Source organism: Nitrospiraceae bacterium (genome assembly GCA_021373015.1).
GTDB lineage: Bacteria > Nitrospirota > Thermodesulfovibrionia > Thermodesulfovibrionales > UBA1546 > JAJFTJ01.
Window position 1 is genome coordinate 31420 of the sequence record JAJFTJ010000020.1, and the last position, 23064, is coordinate 54483.

General features: G+C 38.8%; 22 protein-coding genes. 3 read left to right on the top strand and 19 right to left on the bottom strand.

The window, feature by feature from the left end; translation table 11 throughout:
• Window positions 1-129: 129 nt before the first annotated feature.
• From LLF28_08060 to LLF28_08075, 4 genes are read right to left on the bottom strand one after another with little or no spacing between them, the layout of a single operon-like run.
• Window positions 130-2460 carry a response regulator gene (locus LLF28_08060; GenBank protein MCE5195382.1) on the bottom strand — a complete coding sequence of 777 codons (2331 nt, stop codon included), beginning with the start codon at window positions 2458-2460 and terminating at the stop codon, window positions 130-132.
• Between the two features lies 1 nt (window position 2461).
• A complete protein-coding gene (locus LLF28_08065) occupies window positions 2462-2884 on the bottom strand; it encodes a chemotaxis protein CheW (GenBank protein MCE5195383.1) in 423 nt (140 codons plus the stop codon).
• A complete protein-coding gene (locus tag LLF28_08070) occupies window positions 2884-3246 on the bottom strand; it encodes a response regulator (protein MCE5195384.1) in 363 nt (120 codons plus the stop codon). Before LLF28_08070 ends, LLF28_08065 begins: the two co-directional genes overlap by 1 nt.
• A 25-nt stretch (window positions 3247-3271) precedes the next feature.
• A complete protein-coding gene (locus LLF28_08075) occupies window positions 3272-4564 on the bottom strand; it encodes a response regulator (GenBank protein ID MCE5195385.1) in 1293 nt (430 codons plus the stop codon).
• Window positions 4565-4935: 371 nt separating this feature from the next.
• On the opposite strand from LLF28_08075, the gene LLF28_08080 reads away from it, so the two are divergent.
• Window positions 4936-5241, top strand: a complete 306-nt coding sequence (locus tag LLF28_08080; protein ID MCE5195386.1) for an RNA-binding protein — start codon at window positions 4936-4938, stop codon at window positions 5239-5241.
• Window positions 5242-5252: 11 nt separating this feature from the next.
• Here the strand turns inward: LLF28_08080 and LLF28_08085 are convergent, their stop codons facing one another.
• Genes LLF28_08085 through LLF28_08150 form a run of 14 tightly spaced genes read right to left on the bottom strand, consistent with a single transcriptional unit; the run spans window position 5253 to window position 20312 of the window.
• Window positions 5253-6098: an ARMT1-like domain-containing protein gene (locus LLF28_08085; protein MCE5195387.1), complete on the bottom strand. Its 846-nt coding sequence runs from the start codon at window positions 6096-6098 to the stop codon at window positions 5253-5255.
• Entirely contained in the window at window positions 6095-6592 is a 498-nt protein-coding gene (purE, locus tag LLF28_08090) for a 5-(carboxyamino)imidazole ribonucleotide mutase (GenBank protein MCE5195388.1), read from the bottom strand. The genes LLF28_08085 and purE overlap by 4 nt, the downstream gene beginning before the upstream one ends.
• A gap of 33 nt (window positions 6593-6625) precedes the next feature.
• The gene (gene purD / locus LLF28_08095) at window positions 6626-7897 is read right to left on the bottom strand and encodes a phosphoribosylamine--glycine ligase (protein ID MCE5195389.1); all 1272 of its coding nucleotides are present in this window, start codon (window positions 7895-7897) and stop codon (window positions 6626-6628) included.
• A 25-nt stretch (window positions 7898-7922) separates the two neighbouring features.
• Window positions 7923-8522: a hypothetical protein gene (locus LLF28_08100; GenBank protein MCE5195390.1), complete on the bottom strand. Its 600-nt coding sequence runs from the start codon at window positions 8520-8522 to the stop codon at window positions 7923-7925.
• Between the two features lie 37 nt (window positions 8523-8559).
• The gene (gene radC / locus LLF28_08105; protein MCE5195391.1) at window positions 8560-9246 is read right to left on the bottom strand and encodes a DNA repair protein RadC; all 687 of its coding nucleotides are present in this window, start codon (window positions 9244-9246) and stop codon (window positions 8560-8562) included.
• Window positions 9247-9279: 33 nt separating this feature from the next.
• Window positions 9280-12534, bottom strand: a complete 3255-nt coding sequence (locus LLF28_08110) for a PEGA domain-containing protein (GenBank protein ID MCE5195392.1) — start codon at window positions 12532-12534, stop codon at window positions 9280-9282.
• Window positions 12534-14249, bottom strand: a complete 1716-nt coding sequence (locus LLF28_08115) for a protein kinase (GenBank protein ID MCE5195393.1) — start codon at window positions 14247-14249, stop codon at window positions 12534-12536. The genes LLF28_08110 and LLF28_08115 overlap by 1 nt, the downstream gene beginning before the upstream one ends.
• Before the next feature lie 2 nt (window positions 14250-14251).
• A complete protein-coding gene (locus LLF28_08120) occupies window positions 14252-14992 on the bottom strand; it encodes a Stp1/IreP family PP2C-type Ser/Thr phosphatase (GenBank protein MCE5195394.1) in 741 nt (246 codons plus the stop codon).
• A complete protein-coding gene (locus tag LLF28_08125; protein ID MCE5195395.1) occupies window positions 14989-16533 on the bottom strand; it encodes an FHA domain-containing protein in 1545 nt (514 codons plus the stop codon). Before LLF28_08125 ends, LLF28_08120 begins: the two co-directional genes overlap by 4 nt.
• Window positions 16534-16535: 2 nt before the next feature.
• Window positions 16536-17747 carry a bifunctional 3,4-dihydroxy-2-butanone-4-phosphate synthase/GTP cyclohydrolase II gene (locus tag LLF28_08130; GenBank protein MCE5195396.1) on the bottom strand — a complete coding sequence of 404 codons (1212 nt, stop codon included), beginning with the start codon at window positions 17745-17747 and terminating at the stop codon, window positions 16536-16538.
• A gap of 4 nt (window positions 17748-17751) precedes the next feature.
• On the bottom strand, window positions 17752-18396 hold the full coding sequence (locus tag LLF28_08135) for a riboflavin synthase (protein ID MCE5195397.1): 645 nt from the start codon (window positions 18394-18396) through the stop codon (window positions 17752-17754).
• A gap of 1 nt (window position 18397) precedes the next feature.
• Window positions 18398-18748 (bottom strand): hypothetical protein, encoded by a 351-nt coding sequence (locus tag LLF28_08140; protein ID MCE5195398.1) that lies wholly within the window; start codon window positions 18746-18748, stop codon window positions 18398-18400.
• The gene (gene lepB / locus LLF28_08145; GenBank protein MCE5195399.1) at window positions 18745-19356 is read right to left on the bottom strand and encodes a signal peptidase I; all 612 of its coding nucleotides are present in this window, start codon (window positions 19354-19356) and stop codon (window positions 18745-18747) included. The genes LLF28_08140 and lepB overlap by 4 nt, the downstream gene beginning before the upstream one ends.
• Before the next feature lie 14 nt (window positions 19357-19370).
• Window positions 19371-20312 (bottom strand): ROK family protein, encoded by a 942-nt coding sequence (locus tag LLF28_08150; GenBank protein ID MCE5195400.1) that lies wholly within the window; start codon window positions 20310-20312, stop codon window positions 19371-19373.
• A gap of 175 nt (window positions 20313-20487) precedes the next feature.
• Here LLF28_08150 and rpsU point away from each other — a divergent pair, with 175 nt between their 5' ends.
• Complete coding sequence (gene rpsU, locus LLF28_08155) at window positions 20488-20688, top strand: 30S ribosomal protein S21 (protein ID MCE5195401.1); 201 nt, start codon at window positions 20488-20490, stop codon at window positions 20686-20688.
• A 17-nt stretch (window positions 20689-20705) separates the two neighbouring features.
• Here rpsU and murA read toward each other — a convergent pair whose 3' ends face one another.
• Window positions 20706-21956, bottom strand: coding sequence for a UDP-N-acetylglucosamine 1-carboxyvinyltransferase (gene murA / locus LLF28_08160; protein ID MCE5195402.1), 1251 nt, complete (start codon window positions 21954-21956; stop codon window positions 20706-20708).
• Window positions 21957-22058: 102 nt separating this feature from the next.
• On the opposite strand from murA, the gene LLF28_08165 reads away from it, so the two are divergent.
• Entirely contained in the window at window positions 22059-22895 is an 837-nt protein-coding gene (locus LLF28_08165; protein MCE5195403.1) for a DsbC family protein, read from the top strand.
• Window positions 22896-23064: the final 169 nt, after the last annotated feature.

Sequence of the window (23064 nt, forward strand, 5' to 3'; positions counted from 1 at the left end):
CAGACAGACTTAAAATAATATTAAAAATAAGGAGCGGCAAAACCGCTCCTTATTTTTTGTTCTGCAATAATCAATATTTTTAAACTAAACAAAGCTAATGTGCTGTATACGGGTAAGTGTATTGCAAATTTAGGCAGATACAGAAAGATATTTGCTAAGCATGCCTGTCAATGACTTTTCATCAAATGGCTTGACCAGAAAATCATTTGCTCCTGCCTGAATAGCCTTGTCTTTGTGTTTTTCAGCGCTTCTTGATGTAAGCACTATGATGGGGATTTTTTTCAGTTCTTCTATATTTCTAATCCTGTCTATTAGTTCGTATCCGTGCATTACAGGCATCTCAAGATCAGTAATAACCATGTCTATTGTTGAGCTCTCGAGTATATTGAGAGCCTCCAATCCATTAGTTGCACTGTGAACTTTGAATTTTCTTGCCTCAAGGAACATAGATATATATTTTCTTACGCTCAATGAATCATCCACAATCAGCACATGTTTGCCTTGGTATTCATCAGCAACCTTTTCGGGCATCATTACTGTCGGCTGTACTTCTTCCTCGAATATCCTTGTAGGGTTAAGTACTAATCTAACTCTTCCATCTCCCGATATCGTTGAGCCGGCATACAGAGGAAGCCCTGCAAGGAAACGGTTCATAGGTCTTATGATTGTTTCTTCCTGTCCAATTATCGAATCTACAATAAGACCTACTTTTCTGTTGGAAAGATTACATATAAGAGCAGGCTTATCAGAATTGTCAGCTTTTTCAACAAGACCTAAAATTTCAGAAAGATTCTTTGCAATAATATCCGAACCTCTGTAATTCATCATATGCGCTTCACCTTCATGGCTGAAGGTAACATCAATCTGCATTATTTCATCAATAAGACTTACCGGCATAACAAACTCCATCTTCCCTGAAGAAAAAACTATCACATTTGTGATTGCAAGGGAAGAAGGAACTTTTATCCTTACAGTGGTGCCCCAGCCTTCTTCAGTATCAACTTCAAGAATACCATTGATTGCTGCAACACGCCTTCGTACTATGTTCATACCAACACCTCTTCCAGATGTCATATCAGCTGTTTCTGATGTAGAAAAACCCTGAGTAAATATAACTGAAAGAATTTCTTCTCTTGTTGGTTTATCGGTAGATTTCAGCAGTCCTCTTTTAACAGCCTCATTAAATATCTTTTCTTTGTCGATCCCTCTGCCATTGTCATTAACTTCTATAATTACATTAGCGCCCTCTCGCCTTGCAGACATGAAAATAAGCCCTTCTTCTTTTTTGCCTTTCTGGACACGTTCTTCAGGGCTTTCGATTCCATGAGCTATGGAATTTCTTATGATATGCATTAAAGGGTCGAACAATCTTTCAAAAATTACCTTGTCAATTTTTGTATCTCCGCCTGAAAGCAGAAGTTCCACTTTTTTGTTATATTGTTTTGCCATATCCTTTACAGACTTGGAGAATCTTTGGAACAATCTGCCGATATTTATCATTCTCATATCAGAAACATCAGATCTGAGAGAATTAACCATGGTCTCAATGCTTGAAACATCATCATTGAATGAGTTGAAAAAAATCGTCATCTCCTTAAGGGCTTCTGTTATGTCATTTGTTATTTCCTGAAGTTTTCTTGAAAAAAGATTAAGCTCATCATATCTGTCAAACTCAAGCTCCCCAAACTCTGAAAGCAACGGATCTATATACTTTATATATCCAGGCATTGCATATGCGTATTTTTCCGAAAAATTAGTTATCTCTTCCAGAAGTCTTTTACCGGCAAAAAATATTTCATCAGATACTTTTTCTGTCTCTTTTGTTTTCTGAAACAAATAATTTTTCTTAACAGTTATTTCACCAATAATATTCAGCATTGTTTCAACTTTGCGCACATCCACCTTGATGAAATTGCCTGAAAAGAATTCAAAGTCTTCCTTTCTTCTTCCTATTGCTTCGCGTTTTTCTGGAACTGCAAGAATAGGAGTATCAGAAACATCAGCAGCTTCTTGCTGCAATGGCTCAACAGCTATAGGTTGAGATTGTGATAATTCAGAAGCAGCTCTTTCCTTTGCAAGAGCATCCTCTATCATATTTGATACATCATCTTCCAATTCAGGCTTCTCCGCCCTGCCGTCAGCAATATCATGTATAAGCGCCTTTAACACATCGAGTATCTGAGAAAGCAAATCCAAAATCCTCTTGTCAGGCCTTATATTTTCTTCTTTTAATTCCTCTAAGATATCTTCCATTTTGTGTGCTATGTTGCTGGTTGTATCAAGCTTAACCAGCGCAGCAGCGCCTTTTAGGGTATGCGCTGCCCTAAATAATTCCTCTATTACTACATTGCTGTCAGGATTTGATTCAAGCTCTGAGATGCCTCTGTCTAGTGTGCTTATGTGGTCATCTGCCTCTGCCAGGAAATATTCAAGAAGTTCTGAACGATCGAATTCAGGCATATTATGCTTCCTTTATTCTGAAAGTCCTGAAAAAATTTTTTACATCTATTACATCGTCAGCCGGGATATCAGCGCTGAATGTTACAAAATATGGCAGGCCGTTGGATACAAAGCCAATATTTTCATTTACAACTTCCCTTAATAACTCTAACTCAACCTCAACAATAACTAAACGCATATCTATTGATTTAGATTTCCCAGTTGAATAAACCTTTGAAAGGTCAACTGCAGGGATTACCTTGCCTCGAACCGGAACAACTCCGTAAATATAATCAGGAGCTGTCGGAACAGGAAAAACTGCGGATATATCCACAACTTCTCTCACCAGTTCAACTGGCAAAAGAAAATCTTTTTCGCCTACCTTAAATACACAATAGGTAGCTTGTGCGTGGGATTCTTGTTCCTGTTCTTGTTGTTTTTCCACTAACCCAGGTATTTTTTTACAGCAAGCAATAGGTCTTTTGGCTCACAGGGTTTTGTAAGATAATCATCTGCTCCTTGTTTCTGTCCCCAGAGCTTATCGCTTGCCTGGTCTTTTGACGTGAGCATTATAACAGGGATCTTTTGCAATTTCTCATCCTTTTTTATATCCCTGCATATCTGGAAGCCATTTTTCTTTGGCATTACAACATCAAGAATTATAAGGTCAAATGGTTCACTCCTTATCATACGATCGGCTTCCTCTCCATCCATAGCTACTACCACACTGTGATTTGTATTGGCCAACACAGACTTAACAAACTGAATGTCTGTCGGGCTGTCTTCGGCAATAAGAATTTTTGCCATTTAATCCTCCTTAATGGGTTAAACCCTACTTTTTCTTTAAAATCCCTACTTTAGTCAATGTATAAAAAATTCTCTTTGCTTCATGTTCGTCTATACTGCTTGCTCTAATTATATCATTAATCGTTCTCTTCCCGTCAACTAGTGAAAATACCTTTAATTCGTCTTTATCAAGATTAAGATCTTCCATACCTACATCAGTCATAAGTCTTATGAATACAATACTATTATCCTGAAACATTTTGGCTGCAAATTTGCGTTCATCAACACGTCTTGCCCCCTCAAGTATAAGCTGCGAAGCCTTAATCCTTATTTTTATGTCAGAAAAATGTTCTGGTATCGGCATTTTTTCAAAAAAGAAATTGCCTGACTCAAGTTCCATAGCAGAATATATAGCATCATATGTTTTTTCACTAAGTATGGACATTATCTGATCTTCTGTTACCATGCCTTCCTTGACAAATGCCCTGAGTATTGGTATCCCCGTATCTTTTGATAATTTATATGCCTTATTAAAATCTTCCTTGGATATATTTATTCTCTTTTCCAACACATCTCCGGAAAGAAAACTTACACCCTGTTTGCTGGTAGAAGCATAAAATATACTGCCCTTATCAAAAAATATTTCCGAACTTAGTGCAGATGAAAAAACAGAAAGTTTTCCTGTTGATTTTGTGGTGTCAACAAGCTGAAGTATATCAAAAAGGCTGAATTCAGCAAGATTTCCTGAAATTGTTATATCAGTTGTCTTGATAACGCCTGTCTGCTTAAGAATATCAGAAATACTTTTCTGAAGCATCGATGGAAATTCCTTGTAAAAATATCTTCTGAGAATCCTGTCAATATCTTCGCTGATATTAACTGAGAAACGTTTTTCTGTCTCACCTTCTTCCGGCTGTTCTGCTGCAATGTCTTGAGCGCTTTTCTGAGCTTCTGCCTCTGCCTTTTGCTGCGCATTAACTAAAGAGTTTACTTTTTCTACAAGCTGCTCAGGCTGAAACGGCTTGATAAAATAATCAACCACACCGAATTTCTCAGTAAATTTTTCTCCGACATCCTCCCCTTTTGCTGTAATCAGGATTATAGGAACATCTTTGAGGAATGGGTTGCACCTTGCCATCTTACAAAACTGGTAACCATTCATTCGCGGCATTATAAAATCAACCAGTATCACTGAAGGTAGAACCTCTTCTGCAAGCTTAATGCCGTCTTCTCCATTTTCTGCAGAATAGACTTTATATCCTTCTTCTGTAAGTACGAGTTCAGCAAGTTTTCTTACTGTGGGGCTGTCGTCTATGACAATGACTCTACCTTTTTCCATTCATCCTCCTAACAGGATGGTTTTTCTTAAAATACAGAAGCAGTATTTATGCTTGTTTGAAAAAAGAATTTTTCTTGTAATTTAATGTCATAGACATAACAACTTGCCTCTTATTAATGCACTATAAATTAATTCCTGACATCTAATATATCTACAACTTTATAAATAATTATAGCATATCATTTACATAAACTATACACTTGTAATTAGGTCTATCTTTTTTTTGACATTTAGCTTTTTGGGGTCTTGACAAACATATAAATTGCTGGCATATTTTAGTCATAGTTCAGAGATAGTATGTTGAAATATTAAATTATATATCGATATTCCCCAGGGCATATGTTCTGGGATTTTCTTTTTTTGGAGGAAGAATGGGTAAAAGGCTGTATGTGGGAAACATCTCTTATCAGGCATCAGAGGAAGATTTGAAAACGTTTTTTTCATCAGCAGGAGAGGTTGTTGCAACAAAGCTCATAAAGGACGGTGCAACCGGCAGATCAAGAGGATTTGGTTTTGTTGAGATGAACACAGATGAGGAAGCAAAAAAAGCCATTGAAACTCTGAACGGCAGCAGTTTTCTGGAAAGGGAAATTGTTGTTAACGAAGCCAAGCCTTTCAGCAAAAAAGAGCGTTCCTCTTCTTCAAGAGGAAGAGACAACACAAGGGAGAGAAGATAAACAGAAACCTTTCAGGACTTCTTCAGAAGCATAGAACTTTTAGATAATCCCAGTTCTCTAGAAACAACATCGCACTTGGACTGAAACAGGTAAAATATTTCTTTTTTCGTGCCTGTGAGGGTCTCAAAATTTCCCTGTCCTTTGCTGATCACAAACGGTGCGTTTTCAAAAATGTCCTGAAACTCTCTAGATGTCCACTCAAGAATTGTCCCTACGGCATCACAGCCGTTATCTATCACTTTGCAGACATCAACAAGTCCTGTTTCCTTTGCGTCTTCTATTGTAGAATCATTAATCACAGCTGAACCCTTTGCAACAGCAGTAACATTTTTGCCAAGAGAAAGAAGCGTCTCGATAAGAATCCTGTCAAAAACTATTTCGCCTGCATTATCAAGGAGATAAAGAATTTTTTCAGCCTCCATGATCTCATTCTTAAAGTCAAAATAGTCGTCAACAGTTATTGAGGAGTTTAATGCTATGTCCACTGTTCCTTCTATATCCACCGATGTGAATATGCCGAAGTCTATAACATTGCCTGCAATAGCAAGTCTTGCTGCGGTCCATAAAGGGTCAGGACTCAAATCAACCTGCTTTTTCAGGAAAGGATACAGCCTGAGCGCTATCTGGTTATATTCAGATTTTATATCTTTAAACGGATCTAAACCAATTAGATCACGTATCTTTCTGTGAAGAAAGGTTGTTGTATGAGCAGGGGTCTTTGAGGTATCAACTTCGGATATTTCCTCTATTACCCTCTTTAAAATTCTTTCTCTCTTTTGCTCATCCTTGGTGCCAAGTCTTGATGCAATGTTTGTCTGCTTTAAAAAACAAGGATAACAGTCCAGATGAATTTTCATTTTTTGGCGTTCAAATCCTCAGCCTTTTTCTCAATTTTTTCTTCCATCTTCTTTTTATATTTTTTCAGTTTTTCAGCAATATTTTTATCTTTTATCCCTATTATCTCAGCTGCAAGTATCCCTGCATTCTTTGCTCCAGCCTTTCCCACTGCCATTGCTGCAACAGGAACTCCGGGAGGCATCTGCACAATAGAGAATAATGAATCAAATCCCTGCAAAGGAGATGAGTCTATAGGTACGCCTATTACTGGGAGTATTGTATGCGCTGCGATTACTCCTGCAAGGTGAGCTGCCGCGCCTGCGCCTGCAATGATTACATTGACGCCGTTATCTTCAGCTTCTTTCGTGAGCATTACAACTCTTTTAGGAGAACGATGAGCAGAAGCCACAGTCATGCTAAATGCAATGCCAAATTCATCCAATACATTTGCTGTGTGCTCCATGACTGACATATCAGAATCGCTCCCCATCAATATCAATACCTGCGGCTTCATAAAATTACCTCCTTGCAGCTCTTCTGAATTTTATTATCTTTTAAGCGCCCTGTTGGCAATATCTTTTCTGTAATGCATTCCGTCAAAGTGAATCTTTTGAGCAGCCTCATAAGCTCTGTCTCTTGCATCTTTTATATCATTTCCAAGAGCTGTTATCCCAAGGACTCTTCCGCCAGATGTTGTAATTTTATTATTGTTAAATGACGTTCCTGCATGAAATACATATGTATTATCCATCTTTTTTACATCATCTAAGCCGTTAATTATCTTACCGTTTTCATAAGACCCCGGATATCCCTTTGATGCTGCAACAATACATACAGAGGCATCAGCGCTCCATTCAAGATCGATAAGTCCCAGCTTCTCATCAGCTATTGCAAGAGCTATATCAACTAGGTCAGTCTTTAGTCTCATTAGAACAGGCTGGGTCTCGGGATCTCCTAATCTGCAGTTGTACTCCAGAACTTTCGGCTGGTTATCCTTAATCATCAATCCTGCATAAAGAATCCCTTTGAATTTTATGCCTTCTGAACGAAGCCCCTTTATTGTAGGCCGCATTACCTTTTCCATTATTACTGTTTCAAGTTCTTTTGTTACAACAGGAGCAGGACTGTATGCTCCCATCCCGCCTGTATTAGGTCCTTTATCATCATCAAAAATTCTCTTGTGATCCTGTGAGCTAACCATCGGCAGAATAACATTGCCGTCAGTAAAAGCCATGAAAGATGCCTCTTCACCTTCCAGACATTCTTCAACTATTACGCGGTCCCCTGCATCTCCGAATGCTCGGTCTTTCATTATCAAACGAAGTCCATCTAATGCTTCATCAACTGTATTTGCGATAATAACGCCTTTACCGGCTGCTAACCCGTCAGCCTTAATTACTAAAGGCGCCCCTTTCATTCTTACGTAATCCTCTGCATGCAGATAGGATGAAAAGACCTTGTATTCAGCTGTCGGGATACCATAGCGTTTCATAATGTCTTTTGAAAAAACCTTGCTCGCCTCGAGCTGTGCTGCTTTTAAATTAGGTCCTATTATCTTTTTTCCTTCTTTTTCGAATACATCAACAATACCTTTAGAAAGCGGTGCCTCAGGACCTACTATTGTGAGATCAATTCCTTCATATTTTGCAAAACCAACAAGAGATTCAAAATTATTGTTATCAACATCAATACATTCTGCAAGCTCTGCTATTCCTGCATTACCCGGACAGCAGTATATTTTGTCAACTCGTCTGCTCTGGGAAAGCTTCCAAACAATTGCGTGTTCTCTTCCTCCGCTGCCAATAACAAGAATATTCATCGATTATTATCTGCCTCCCTATAAGTCATTGACCAGCTGTCTTTGTAAGATAATCTGCAATTGCATTGTCATATTTTGATGTTAGTCTGAATACCTTCATAGCAAGTTCTAGCCTCGTTTTATAACTGATGTCGCCTTTATTTTCCTTCATCTCTTTTAAAATTTTTTCATAATCACTGCTGTCAGTAACCACAGCAACATCCTTGAAATTCTTTGAAGCAGAACGAAGCATTGTCGGACCCCCGATATCTATATTTTCGATTGCTTCTGCAAATTTTACATCAGGTTTTGCTATTGTCCGTTCAAAAGGATAAAGATTCACAACAACCATATCTATAAGTTCTATGCCATATTCTTTTATATCTTCCATATCCTTTGGGTTGTCTCTTCTCGAAAGCAGCCCTCCATGAACCTTTGGATGAAGCGTTTTAAGCCTGCCATCAAGCATTTCAGGAAACCCTGTGTAGTCAGAAACATCTTTTACAGGCACTCCTGCATCACGCAGAGCCCTTGCAGTTCCTCCTGTTGAAAGTATCTCAATACCCAGAGAATGGAGACCTTTTACAAATTCCGGTAATTCTTTTTTGTCTGATACGCTGACAAGTGCTCTTTTGATCTTTGGCATCTAATCCCCCTAAACATTTTTTATCCAAAAATTATTTTTATTTTATATATCCGTCGCTCAAAAGACTTGCGTGTTTGTTTTCTCCTATTATTACATGATCTATAACTTTTATTCCCACTATCTCCCCTGTCTTTACAAGCCGCTCGGTAATAGCAATATCGTCCTTGCTCGGAGTTGGATCGCCGCTTGGATGATTGTGAACAAAGATTACCGATGCAGCAGACTCTGATATCGCATCCCTGAATGCTTCACGAGGATGTATCATCGAACTGGTGAGTGTGCCCTCTGAAATTCTGTGATTCTTGAATGCCCTGTTTTTTGCATCAAGCAGAGAACAAAAAAGAACCTCTTTCTTAAGATTAACCAGCATTGGGTGATAAAATGCAAAAACATCCTTGCTCGAAGAAAACACCGGGCATTTCTCTTCAGTTTCTCTAAGCATTCTTTTCCCAAGTTCCAGGGCTGCTTTTATCTGAGCAGCCTTTGCCGTGCCTATGCCCTTTAATGATGAGAAATCTTTTATTGAGGCATTATCGATTTTTTTAAGACTTTTAAATAAATCAAGCATCTCAATCGCAAGGTCAATCGCGCTTTTTTTACCGCTGCCTGTTCTAAGAATTATTGCAAGCAGCTGTGAATCAGATAAAGCAGATGCTCCATGTTTGAGCAGTCTTTCTCTTGGTCTCTCTTCCTCAGGCCAGTCTTTTATACTTTTGTAAGCCATGGAGCAAAGTGAAAATGTTAGATTCTTTATTCCTTACTGAAGAGCTGTCTCTATTTCTTCAGATGGTTCGCTCTCCATATTGTCTTTATCAACAGCCGTTATACTAAGCTTGACTGATTTTGGTTTGTCTTCAAGTTTTATATCAACAGCATTATTCTTAGAGTTTACTATAAGGGTATTTTTCAACCAGCCCTTTTTATAAATATTATATCCTATGATGTCGCTCTCTTTGTTCGCATCCCATTTTAGCTGTATCTTTCCTTCACGAAATTCTGCCTTAAGCCCAGTCGGAGGCTTTGGAAGAGATTTTGTGAAAGCGCTTACAATACTCGAAAGCTCGCCCTCAAGTCCGTCTGAATCAACTGCTCTTATCGCGTAAGAATATTTTGTGTTATCCTTCAAATCTGTCTCTACAAATGTATTTTTATCAGCCTTTACTTTTACAAATGGAGAGCCATCGACAGTATTTCCAGAAGCTCGGTATATCCAGTACTCCGTTAAATCTTTTTCTTCACTCTTGTTCCATTTAAGAACAACCTTTTTTGCAAGATTGCTTTCAGCAGAAAAATCTTTCGGGACATTCGGTCTCCTCTTTGTCTCTGCAGAAACAGATTTTGATAGAGCGCCTAAAATTTCAATGTCTTTTATTGAATAAAAACTGGCAACAATGTAATGATACTTCTTTCCGTCCATCAATCCTTTTGCATCAATGAATTGATTCTTGCTCGTCCTTGCTATCTCAGTGAAATCACCTGACTCCTTTTCGTTCTTGTATATCGCATATCCTGCGACATCCGGATCAGCATGTTTATCCCACTGTATCATTATGCTTTTTGCCATACCGCTGTATGCACGAATGCTGGAAGGCGGTGCAGGCCCCTCCTTTGTTTTTGCAGCAACTGTTTTCGAGAATTCTCCTAATGAACCAAATCTGCTTTTCCCTGTTATTCTGTAGTAATAGGTCTTCCCGTCCTTAAGTCCTTCTCTGTCAATAAAATCATTGTTGTCCCTTGAAATATTGCCAACTTCTATGAAGCTGCCGTCTGCTGATTCTGCCCGGTAAATTATATATTTTTCTATATCAGGATCCTGTTTTGCAATATCCCATACAAGATGCACCTCGCGTATTCTTATCCCATCAGCTTTTATATCTGTTGGAGGAAGGACGCCTTTTTTTGTTCTTGCCTGAAAAACATCTGACATTATTCCATCAGTATCCAAAATATTGTACGCAGTTATTTTGTAAAAAAATGTCTGGCCTTCTTTCATATCATCAGAGTCCTCAAATAAAGTATTATCCCTTCCTGAGATATCTGCTATCTTTTGATAGTTTCCGTCTTTTGAGGAAGATTTAAATATTCTGTATCCTTTTATTTCAGGCTCACGGTTCGGACTCCATTTCAAAACTATCTTTGTTGCATGGATGCCTTCTGTAGAAATTCCCGAGGGTGCAGATACTTTTTTTCTTATCCTGTCGTTCTTAGCAATCGGAATGACAAGGTCTTCTGCCATTGCATAGGAAGTGCTTGGAAGAAGTTCTGCAACTTTAATCGTTCCAAGAAATATTTCTTCTATCTGCAGAAGCTCGCCTGTCTTCGGGTCTCTGAGCTCTTTGTTTGCTCTGAAAACAATATATCTGTCTTCTTTCTTAACATTATCTACAGTTCCAAGGGAAATAGTGATCCTGTTTTTTTCAGCATCAACATCAAGCACAAAGCCCTCTGTATAAGGCTCAAGACTTATTATCTTGACCCTGTAAGGCGTTTCTTTGTTCCCTGATGTTTCGCAATTGTTCTGCAGGTCGCACGCAAATATGTAATATTCAAGCACTGCATCTTTTTTCAGATAAAGCTCAGGGATCATTGCCTCATATATTCCCTTTAGAGGGTTTATCATTTTTATATTCTGATAATTCATTTCTCCCTGTATCTTCAACATCAGCGAAGCGTCACCAACAGCCTGATTGTCAACAATCCTTGCCCTGATAAAGTTTTTGTTCTCTTTTATTGCTTTAATCGGAGGTTCAAATATTATCTCAGGCTTCTGTGTATCAGTTTCAAAAAGCATCTCGTTTATTTCAGATATCTTGTCTTTTGCAACGATAACTGTTATTTCTTTTTCTTTGTATCCTGCTTTTCTAAGTTTTAGAATATGCTGAATTGCAGGGATTGAAGTAATACTCATCGGGGTTATCCCAATATTTTTGTCATCCATGATAATCTCTGCGCCAGGAGGATCAGTCTTGACATTAAGCCCTCCTGTGTAAGAATTAAGACGAAATGCCTTTTCCGTTAAAGAACCTTTTATTTCAATTGTGTCTTTTTGATCCTCATAACCATCTTTTATAATCCTGATCTTATGAACACCCAGCGCAACATCTTCTATTATCAATGGTGTTTTGCCCTTTGATATATCATCCAAAAATACTTCAGCATTATCAGGTGTTGATACGATTTTGAGAATATAGTTTGCATTGCCGAGTTTTACATTAACATCTGCTATCTCCCTGCCGTTGACAAGGACTTTCCGTGTAATCTCTCCAAATCCAGGTTTGGAAATGACAATAGTATGTTCGCCGGAATTTATATCCTTTAGAGTTAAAGGAGTTACGCCCGCCATTTTGCCGTCAAGCATAACACTTGCAGAAGAAGGATCTGAGACAACAGATATAGAACCTGTGCTCTGGAAATCAGCAATAACATTTATGTTTTTGCCTGGAGCTAACTGGATTGTTTTAACATATTCGTTGCTTTGAGATACAACTTTTACAGTATATGTGCCGGGATGCAGACTGCGCATAACAAGAGGGGCATTCCCTTTTTTTGTATCATCCAGAAAAACCTCAGCATCAGGAGAATTTGATTTGACTGTGATTGTTCCAAGGTTCTGGGAGACCACCTCATTGTAAAGAGATATTACTTTTGGCGGATACTGCTCAGCGCTGAGCGTCCTGCTTGGAGCTGCCTTGAATGCATTCTTAAATGATTCTTTTGCAAGAGTTGATTTGCCCTTCCCCAGATAAGACATTCCAAGATAAAGATTACCGGTAAATATTGCATCATTTTTTGATTCGTCATTAGGCTTTTCTTTCAAAATATTTAAGGCTTTTTTGAATTCAAGTATTGCCTTATCAAAATCACCTTTCTCATATAGAGATGTTCCTTTCACAAGAACATCTGAGTATTCGTCAGCATATAATAACGATGAAGAAATAATGCAAAATAACAAACAAAACAATAATATAAATAAAAACGGTTTTTGCATTGCTTTTGGCCTGCTTGGTCTCATTAGTCGCCTCCCTTGTCAAGACTGAAGCTCAATTGTTCCGTTGCCCCTTCTTTTATCTCCAGAGTCTTGCTTGATTCAATGTATCCGTCTCTTGCAATCTTGATAATATGTTTCCCTGAAGAAACTTTTTCTATTGTCAAAGGCGTCTGTCCTTTCAGGTTCCCATCAAGATAAACATTGCCCCATGGCGTTGCATTTATAATAAGTTTACCAAAACCGCCAAACTTGTGCGCAATCTTTGTTATCTCGGCTTTGGAAACATTAACCTTTGTCTCCCATGGCGGGAAATTCGGATTCTCCAGCTTCAATTTGTAGTTTCCGGGCTTTAAATCAGCTATTGTCTTAGGTGTTGTACCATAAGGTTTCCCGTCTATATAAACATTTGCCCATGGACTTGCATTGATTGTCAGCCCGCTGGCAATATCTGTCTTGGCATTTTTTTCTTCTTTCTGAGTTGGAACAATCTTTTCTTTTTTGTTTTCAGTAATTGGTGTGTTGACAAGAGCATTGCCTTCAGCAGGTTTTGTCGTCTCAGAAGCAGATTGCAAAGGAGGCTGAGCAACTTCAGGAGAAGATGTTTTTTCGATGCCGCGATACCAAAATGCAAAACCACCAATAATTGAACCCAGCAAAAATACTGTAAAAACATAAGGCATTATGCTCTTTTTTTCCTTAACAGAACCCGGTCTTGCAGTCCCTCTTCTTGCATTCCTTCGTTCTGCTGAAAGCTTATCTGCTTCATCAAATGCAGCAATGCTTACGGTTTCTTCTGACATCTCTGTTTTACGCTCTGCTTCAATCTCGGATTTATAATTCTCATGCATGAATTGCTTAAGGCTTAGTGCAGGATCAGTATTCAGAATCTTGAAAAGCTCCTCCGCCATATCTTTTTCCATCTCTGCCCCGCTCTGGTATCTTTCATCTGGTTCTCTTGCCAGAACCTTCATCAGCTTTTCTTCAAGCTTTAAAGGAAGGTCTGTATTTATCTTTGAAGGCAACGGTTCAATCTTTGCTTGCCTGACCATTTCAAGTGTATTCAACTCTGAATCTCCCTTGAAAAGCCTCTCTCCTGTCAACATCTCATAGAACACTATACCCAGAGAGAAAATGTCAGAACGGTGGTCAATCTGTTTTCCCCAAGCCTGTTCAGGAGACATGTAAGAAAGCTTTCCTTTAAGCACTCCTGTTGTTGTCTTTGAGTGAGCGCCTGCTTTTGCAATTCCAAAATCAACAACCTTGACTTCTCCTTCATATGATATAAGAATGTTTTGAGGGCTTACATCCCTGTGAATTATGTTCAGGTTTCTGCCCATATTGTCATTCTGTGAATGCGCATAATTAAGCGCAGAGGCTACTTCTTTTGCAATGAAAACAGATAAAGGCACAGGGAATTTAATTCCTTTGTCTCTGCATTTTTTTAAGATAGCTCTAAGATCTTTCCCCCTTATGTATTCCATAGAGATAAAATAATTCTCTGCTATTTTTCCGAAATCATAAACCTGGGCAATATTTTTATTGCTAAGGCGCGCAACAAGTTTTGCCTCAGCAATGAACATATCTATAAACTCATCGTCAGAGGAAAGATGAGGGAGGATTCTTTTTATGGCAAGTACGCGCTCAAACCCTTCAATGCCAAGCTTCTTGGCCTTGAAAAGCTCTGCCATTCCGCCTGAGCCTACCTTATCCAGCAATAAATACTGACCGAATTTTTCCATAGCTAATTGCACCTTACAAGTATTGCAGTTATATTATCATCTCCGCCATTTCTGTTTGCACCAGATATGAGCGTATCGCACGCATAATCAAGTTCTCTGTTTTTAGTGATTATGTCCAGCATTTCATGGTCTTCAAGCTTTCCTGAAAGACCATCGCTGCAAAGAAGGAATGTATCGCCGCTTATTATGTCATTAACCGCACAATCACATTGGATCTCTGTTCCAACTCCTATCGCCCTTGTTATTACATGTCTCAATGAGTTTGTTTTTGCCTCTTCCTGCGTAATTGTCCCTCTTTTTATCTCTTCTGCAAGAAGAGAATGATCCTCTGTTATTTGTTCAATTTTACCATTCCTTATCCTGTAAACTCTGCTGTCTCCAATATAGCAGATATATGCTTTTGAACCTGAGATAAGCATTGTTACCATTGTTGTCCCCATGCCCTTTGATTCATTGTATATATATCTGTTAGCCAGCTTCATGCCTGAAGATAGAATATTGATCTCTCTATCAAGGGATTGGTTTATTCCGAATGGCCATGTTATCTCACTGTCAGCAAGTGCTTTTTTCACGAAATCCCGTGTTGTCTCTACTGCAAGAGAGCTAGCAACATCACCGCTGGCATGTCCGCCCATTCCATCAGCAACAATAAAAAGGTTATGTTCAGAATCAACAATAAAACTGTCTTCATTACGGCTTCTCTTTAATCCCTTGTCTGTTTTCCCATGTGCGATTATATTCATGTCAAAAGCACCTCATAGACACTAACCTCTTTTGTTTTTCCTTTCACCTTCTGTTTGCCTATGGATTTAGTATTAAAAATGCCTTTTATTTTTTCGTATGTTGTCTCGCCGATATATATCTTACCTGGTTTCGCAAGCTTTTCGAGCCTTGATGCAATATTTACCGTATCTCCGATTGCAGTATACTCTACTCTCTGAGTAGAGCCTATGTTGCCAATAACAGCTGTTCCTGTATTTATGCCTATTCTTATCTGCATCTTGTTCAGTTTTTGTATTTGTTCTTGTATTTCAATAGCTGCCCTTACTGCCATCTCTGTATAATTTTTATCATCGCACGGAGCGCCGAATACAGCCATAGCAGCATCACCAATAAATTTATCAATGCTGCCTTTATATTTAAAAACTGACTCGGTGACAATATCAAAATATTCATTCAAAAGACTTGCTGTTTCTGCAGGGCCAAGTTTCTCTGAGAGTTGGGTAAAGCCTCTAATATCAGTGAAAAGCACTGTTATTACTCTCTCAGTTACCTTACAGTCGCCTTTCCCTTTTATTATTTCTTCGACAATCTGAGGAGAATGATACCTCATCATGCTCTGTCTTGCCTCTGTTTCTTTTATTATTTTATTTCTAAGATCCGTCTGCTCTATGCCGATTGCAGCAAGATTGCCGATTGTAGTTAAAAGATCCAATTCTTCGTGGGTAAACTGTCTGCTTGCATTTCTTATATCTACATATATCGCACCGTTTACCTTCTCTGCTCCGAGTAATGGCACACACATAGCAGATCTTATCCCATAGAGGAAAATACTCTCTGATTCCTTGAATCTTGTATCTGTCTTTGCATCCGCAACCAAAAGCGAAACTGCATCATCCATGACCCTGTTTATTACAGTCTGGCTCAGCATAAGCTTATCCTGTTTTTTCGTAGTTCCTTTTGTGTCTTTGGCAAAAACAACTTTTATTAAATCTTCTCCATCTTTTTTCATAAGCACAAACATTCTTTCAGCGCGGATATTCCGGAGGATAGTATCAGCTGTAAGGTTTAAAATTGACTCTATTTCTGTTTCCTTGAGAATATCCTTGCTGATCTCATATAAAGCGCCTAGCATCTCAGTGCGCTTCCTTAGTATATCAACAGAAGAATCTCCCGGTTCTTTTGATGCAGCGCTCTGAATAATATCTTTGGCAGGTTTTATTGTTGTTTTAAAATCAGATGTGTCGTGTTCAGTAAAAAGTTCGTCTTTCTCGATCTCAAAGAGCAGGGTATTGCCCCCGATTGTAATCCGATCACCAGGCTTGATTATTGAGGATTCTATTTTATTGCCGTTTACAAATGTGCCGTTCTGGCTTTTAAGATCCTTTATTGCATATTCATTATTTTCTAAAAAAATCTCTGAATGGTATCTGGAAACTCTTTTATCCTCAAACGCAATATCATTATCAACCATTCTCCCAATTCTAAAAGGAAAAGCGTTGATTAAAAAAGATTTCTCTGCGTGTTCCCCATCATCAATTACAAGTATGTATTTTTCTGGCATATTTATACATTATCAAGAATATGTCCTAATTTCTTCTTTTTTGTCTTCAGATAAGTAATATTTTTTTCATGAGGTTTTATCTCTATAGGAACCCTTTCAACTACTTTTATACCATAGCCTTCCAGTCCTATTATTTTTTTTGGGTTATTAGTCATAAGTTTCATTTTTCTGACTCCAAGGTCAACCAATATCTGAGCGCCTATCCCATAATCTCTGAGATCAGGCTTGAATCCGAGTTTTATATTAGCCTCCACTGTATCCAGCCCTTTATCCTGAAGTTCATATGACTTTAATTTATTTACAAGGCCTATTCCTCTTCCTTCCTGTCTCATATATAGTATTACACCCTTGCCCTCTTTTTTTATGAGTTCCATAGCCTTGCTTAACTGTTCCCCGCAGTCGCATCTTCTTGAACCGAAAACATCGCCTGTAAGGCATTCTGAGTGGACTCTGACAAGAACTTCATCTTGCGGTCGTATTTCTCCCTTAACTAATGCTATATGAACATTATTGTCCAGATCATTTGCATAGGCGATTGCAGTGAAATCATTGTGCTCTGTAGGCAGCTTCGTTACCGCTGCCCTTCTCACAAAATGCTCTGTCTTCATCCTGTATTCTATAAGGTCTTTTACTGTCACTATTTTCATGTTGTGCTTCTTTGCAACTTCCATAAGATGCGGAACCCTTGCCATTGTGCCGTCATCATTCATGATCTCGCATATAACCCCTGAAGGGTAAAGTCCGGCAAGCCTGGCAAGGTCAACAGAGCCTTCAGTTTGTCCTGCCCTCTGCAGAACTCCGCCGGGTTTTGATCTTAGAGGAAACACATGTCCTGGTTTCGCAATATCTTCCGGTCTGGTTTTAGGGTTTATTGCTGTAAGTATTGTTACAGCCCTGTCAGAAGCTGAGATTCCGGTTGTAACTCCTTTTTTTGCTTCTATCGAAACTGTAAAGGCTGTTCCAAAAGATGAAGTATTGTCATCTGTCATCATCTGAAGTTTTAATTCTTCAACTCTTTCAGAAGTCAGTGAAAGACAGATAAGACCTCTGCCGTATTTAGCCATGAAATTTATAGCCTGAGGTGTGATTTTTTCCGCTGCCATGCAAAGATCGCCTTCATTCTCCCTGTCCTCATCATCAACAAGAATGACTATTTTGCCCTTAGCAACATCTTTAACAGCCTCATCAATCGTATTGAATTGATATTTTTCCATCGTATTACGCGGTGAATCCACCCTTAGTCAAGGCGCTCATAAGTCCTGCATCACTGTTGACATCTTTTTCAAGAAATTTAGCAACATATTTTCCAAGGATATCTGCCTCAACATTCAAAGTGTCGCCAACATTTTTAAAACCAAAGGTGGTAAGTTCTGCTGTATGTGGGATAATGACAACAGTCAATCCGTCTTTGAGTAGATCAACTACTGTAAGACTTACCCCGTCCAGAGCAATAGATCCCTTTTCAACAATAAATCTCATTACATTTTTGGGAACTGCTATTTCAAATTTTAGCATATCTCCAAAATTTGTTTTTGAGCGTATAGTTCCTGTTGCATCAATATGTCCTGTTACAAAATGACCGCCTATCTTTGAATTTGGGCTTAATGATGCCTCAAGATTAATCCGTTCTCTGCTTTTGAGAGTTCCCAGATTGGTGCTTCCGAGAGTCTCGTTTGAAATATCAAAAGAAAGTATATTCTTATTCTTACCGACAACTGTAAGGCATACTCCATTTACAGCAATGCTGTCGCCAATCCCAGTGTCTGATGCAGCTTTGTCTGCCTTTAAAGAAAGCGTTGAGCTTCCGCCCTTTTTTTGTACAGATACGACTTCGCCTAATTCGAGTATAAGCCCGGTAAACAAATCAAGCCTCTACATCTACTTTAAACTCATAAGTGTGTTGATATATTCCCAGAAGATCAACGGTTGATTTCCACTCGGTTTTCACATGAACACCCTTTATTGTTTTTTCAATCTCTATCTCTTTTTCTGTGACAGGTATATTATGTTCCTGTGCACTTTCAAAAATTTCGGCCTTTGTTTTTTCAAGGTTTCCAAGGCTTACCCTTGCTATTTCCGTTGCATTAGTTTTGAATGCTGAGTAGTTGTAAAATGGGATCAAAAGCTGAATTCCGGCATAGATCACAAATGCAATAATTCCTGCAGTTATCAGAAACTTTAGAAATCCTCCGCCTCTTTCATTAAGCATCATCATTTTACCAACCTCCCGATTCTTTCAAATCTTACCCAATTCTTATTACTGTCCCATGACCAATAAAGTATAAGCGCTTCACCCTTAATATCCTTGAGGTCAACATATCCCCAGTAGCGGCTGTCATAGCTCTGGTCGCGGTTATCTCCCATCATAAAAAATTTATCCTTGGGAACGATTAGAGGACCGAAGTTGTCTCTGGGCTCAATTCCAATAGGACGAAGATTAGCGTCCGTGTGCTGCGCATAGGGTTCATTCATAGGCTTGTCATTAATATAAATTTTTTTATTCCTTGACTCTATAACATCGCCTTCTGTTGCTATTATTCTTTTTATAAAATCTCTTGATGGATCTTCAGGATACTTAAAAACTACTACATCGCCTTTTTCCGGTTTTTTGAAATTCAGGACTCTATAATCAGTAAATGGAGCCTTTACTCCATAGATGAATTTATTTACGAGAATGTGGTCTCCGACAACAAGAGTCGGGATCATAGATCCTGAAGGGATTTTAAATGCCTGAACTACAAATGCCCTGATCACAAGCGCAAGAATGAGGGCTGTGATTATTGCCTCTGTATATTCCCAAAATATTTTTTTCTTTGTTTTCATTAATTAAACTCTCCTCAATCTTTGCCCTTAGTTACTGCTAATTCTGCAAAAACCATTCCTGCTGAACCTATAATTCCTGCATCATCGCCAAGCAAGGATGGAATTATCTTAACATTCTCGAACAATCCGGGTAATGTTTTTCTGGAGGCTTCTTTTATAGCCTCCTGAACATATATGTTCCATGCGCCTGTAAGTCCGCCAGCAAGTATTATCGCCTGAGGACTCAGTATGTTTATTATATTTGCAATTCCCACACCAAGGTATCTTCCTGTTTCTCTAAGAATTTCCTTAGCAAGATTATCTCCTTCAAGTGCGTAAGTGTAGATGTCCTCTCCTGTAACTTTATAAAAACTGCCTCCGCAGCATTCCTTCAAAAGGCTTTCTGTTCCCTTTTCAATTGCATATATCACTTTTGATTCCATTGCCTTTGCCGCTGCATACAACTCAAGGCATCCTGAATTTCCGCAAGGACATTTATCACCGTCTGCATTTATACTCATATGCCCAATCTCAGCGGCAATATCAGCAAGCCTATTGTTCTGGATTATTCCGCTTCCTATCCCTGTCCCAAGGGTTAGAAGGACAAAATTATCAAATTCTTTTCCTGCGCCAATCCATTTTTCACCGAGCGCCGCAGCATTTGCGTCGTTTTCAACATACACAGGAACCTCAAACTGCTTTTTTAGGATCTTTCTGAAATCTATGCCTTCGACTGAATGAAGATTCGGAGACAATGTAACAATGCGATCTTTCCTGTCAAGAAGTCCTGAAACACCAATGCCTATTCCTAAAACTTCTTTATTGATTAAAGGCTGTATAATCTTCTGGAGAGTTTCTAATATATCTCCCCCTGATGATTCTTTCGCTTTTTCAACTGCCTCTCCTTTAGCTGAAACCAGCGCAGCTCTTAGATTGGTGCCTCCGATATCAATTCCTATAGCGTATTTTTTTGACATAAGTTTTGGGATCCTTAGAATGAAGATTTTCTGATATTAACATAATAAGTTTCACACTGTAAACCAAACCGTCTGAATTCTTGACATAATATTTATTTTACTGTTAAATTAGTCCACCTTACAAGAGTGAGAACAGTTTTTTAAAATTTCAATATAGAGAGGGGGGGATTCATTAATGCCCTCTGTAAAGGTAAAAGAGAACGATTCTTTTGAAAATGCATTAAGGCGTTTTAAAAAACAGTGCGAAAGAGAAGGAATACTCTCAGAAATAAAAAAGAGGGAGCATTACGAAAAGCCCAGTGTAAAGAAGAAGAAAAAAGCTATTGCTGCTCGTAAAAAAGCTCTAAAGCGTACAAGAATAACCAAAGAGAGGTAAGAAGTCTTACCTCTCTTTTATTTTCCTATCCTGACATCAGCTCCAACAGCAACAAGTTTTTCAGCCATTTTTTCATAGCCCCTTTCAAGATGATAGAGCCTGTCAATAACTGTCTCGCCTTCTGCTCTGAGCGCTGCAACAACCAAAGAAGCGCTTGCCCTGAGATCTGTTGCCATGACATTTGCCCCTCTTAGTTTTCTTACGCCTTTAACAGCTGCAGTGCTTCCCCTGAAATTTATATCAGCGCCCATTCTCATAAGCTCTGCCACATGCATGAACCTATTTTCAAAAATCGATTCTGTCACAATGCTCGTGCCTTCTGCGACAGTCATTAATGCCATAAATTGAGCCTGCATATCTGTTGGAAATCCCGGATAAGGCGCTGTCTCTATATCCGTTGCCGCAAGTCTTGAACTGCCGTGCACTCTCACCCCATCTGATGTTTGTTCAAATTTAAGACCAACCGCTTCCAGTTTTATAATTAGGGCATGCAGATGCTCAAGCCGACAGCCTTTAATTGTTATATCTCCGCCGGTTATTCCTGTTGCGGTCATGAATGTGCCTGCCTCTATCCTGTCAGGAATTACTGTATGATTAAGCGGCCTAAGCTCGTCAACCCCTTCTATCTCTATGATGCCTTCACCTGCTCCTTTAATCTTTGCTCCCATTGAATTAAGCGCGTCTGCCAGATCAATAATTTCCGGCTCCCTGGCTGAATTCTCAAGAATTGTAATGCCTTGTGCAAGTGTTCCCGCCATCATGATATTTTCAGTCCCTGTTACTGTTGAGGTATCAAAGTATATTGAAGCGCCTTTCAGTTTTTTTGCTGTTGCGGTCACATAACCTGACTCGAGCTTTATCTTTGCCCCCATTTTTTCAAGAGCGAGCAGATGCAGATTTATTGGTCTTGCGCCTATCGCGCATCCTCCGGGCAGAGAGACTCTAGCACTGCCGAATCTTGCAAGGAGTGGACCAAGAACAAGCACAGACGCGCGCATCTCCTTGACAAGTTCATATGGAGCCTCTAAATGTTTAATCTTTTCTGTATTTAGAACTACACTATCTTCTTCATGCTGAAACTCCGCACCCATGTTAACAAGCAGCCTTCCCATTGTCTTTACATCCCGAAGCCATGGGATTCTGTTTATCCTGCTCTCACCTGAAGCAAGAAGAGCGCATGCAATCGAAGGAAGCGCAGCGTTCTTTGCCCCGCTTATCTCAACTTCTCCTTTTAATCTTTTTCCGCCTTGTATGACAAGTTTGTTCATGGGATTGTTCTATCATAGCATAAAAATATTGACCAGCTCATTTCTATAAATAACGCTTTATGATGTCAGGATTTTATTGTTTTTTTTTGATATAATCAAAATATGAATATACAAAAAAATAAGATTTTCATATGCCTGTTTTTATTATCAGCCGTTACTTTTTATCTGGCAGTTTTTTATTCAACTCCAGCGCTTAGTTCAGGCGGTTGTGAGAGCGACTGCAAAAAATGCCATACATTAAATAATGCAGAAGTTAAAAATATCCTTTCGAAGATAAAAGTTCCGGAGGCAAAAATACTGGATGTCCAGATTAGCCCTGTAAGAGGACTCTGGGAAGTCTCGATAGAAAACAAGGGACAGCGCGGGCTTTTTTATGTAGATTTTTCAAAAAAATACGTAGTAGCTGGACAAGTCCAAATTATTGAAGTAAATGACGGAGTTAATAAGACAAGCGAAAGGCTGAAAAAACTTAATAGAGATAAAAGAGTTGATACAGGCAAAATTCCCCTGAAAAACGCCTTAATTATCGGAGATAAAAAAGCGCCTAAAAAAATAATAGTATTCACTGACCCTGACTGCCCTGTGTGCGGAAGATTTCACAGCGAACTTAAGAAAGTTGTTGAGCAGAAAAAAGACATAGTTGTCTATCTTAAACTCTTTCCTCTGTCAATACACCCTGATGCATACTGGAAATCACAGAGCATACTCTGCAGTAAATCTTTGGAGCTTCTCGAGGCAAATTTTGCAAACAAGCCCATACCAAAACCATCATGCAAAACAGATGACGTGGATAAAAACATGAAACTGACTCAGGAGATCGGCATATCAGCTACACCGACATCGATATTGCCCGACGGTTCTGTTCAGGTGGGTTTTGTTGAAGCTGCTGAACTCATAAGAATCATTGACTCAATAAAAACAAAGGCAGGGAAAAAATGAAAAAAATTTTATTTTTTCTTCTATCTTCAGCAGTACTTTTAATCTGCACGTCAGCTTTTGCCAACTTTAAAATAATCCTTAAAAACGGCAGAGAATTTATTGTCGAAGATTATAAGGAAATAAACGGTAAAATAAAATTCTACCGAAGCGGCGGCGAAGTCGAACTGGA